Here is a 1,023-nt window from a genome sequence, read left to right as displayed (position 1 = left end):
TATGGAAATAATAGTAATTAATGAATTAACCGGTTTATTCAAAATAAGTATAGAAAGAGATGATTAAAATAGATTATAATAAGATAGAAGACTCTATATTTAAAAGTGCTATGGAGACTTTTAAGCAAAGTGCAGTAGATTTTTTTAATATTGGAACGAAAATTATTGCTCCAGCCAATACAGAAATAAAGAATATAGAAATAAAAACAAATTTCACAGACTATTTATTTTATACAGAAGATGATAATTATCTACACTTCGAGTTTCAGACAACAGACAAGAAGGACGATATTAAGAGATTTTTATACTATGATGCTTCATTGTATTATAGGGATAAAAGAAAAGTAAAAACAATAGTAATATATTCTGCGGATATTAATAAAGTTGATGATTTTATTGATGCAGGCACAATAAAATACAGTATTGAACCATTTTATATGAACAAAATTGATGGAGATGAAAAATACTATTATTTAAGAGATAAAATACAAAAAGGATTAAAACTCACAAATGAAGAATTATTATCTTTGAGTTTTTTACCACTTATGAATGGAACTGTAAGTAAGAATGAAAGAACCATAGAAAGTATAGAATTAGCTCAAAATATAAAAGATAGTGATAACAGATTACAATGCATAACATTACTATATGCATTACTAGAAAAATTTGGGGATAAATATAGCCAAAATAAGTTCAAGGAGGTGTTTAAATTGACAGAGATAGGCAGAATGATAAGAGAAGAAGGAATTAAAGAAGGAATTAAAGAAGGAATTAAAGAAGGAATTAAAGAAGGAAAATCAGAAATACTAATAAAATTGCTTACAAAGAAATTTGGTAATATTCCTGAGGAAGATGAGAAAAAAATCAAGAATTTATCAGATAGAGTTATTGATATAATACTGGTAGATATTTTTGAACTAGAGAGTTTAGATGAGTTGCAAAAATATTTTTAAAATTAAAATACCAGTTATAAACTAGTAGATTAATTTCTACTAGTTTTATTTTTTACTAAAAATTATTAAT

At 24.7% G+C, this 1,023-nt stretch carries 1 protein-coding gene; it reads left to right on the top strand.

Going from position 1 to position 1,023, the window contains the following annotated elements:
* The first annotated feature begins 59 nt into the window (after window positions 1–59).
* Window positions 60–953, top strand: a complete 894-nt coding sequence (locus ACVHXK_RS18645; RefSeq protein ID WP_461207913.1) for a DUF4351 domain-containing protein — start codon at window positions 60–62, stop codon at window positions 951–953.
* Window positions 954–1,023 lie beyond the last annotated feature (70 nt).

It is taken from the genome of Clostridium sp. DL1XJH146 (assembly GCF_054819755.1).
This window is presented reverse-complemented; position numbering and strand designations above follow the sequence as displayed.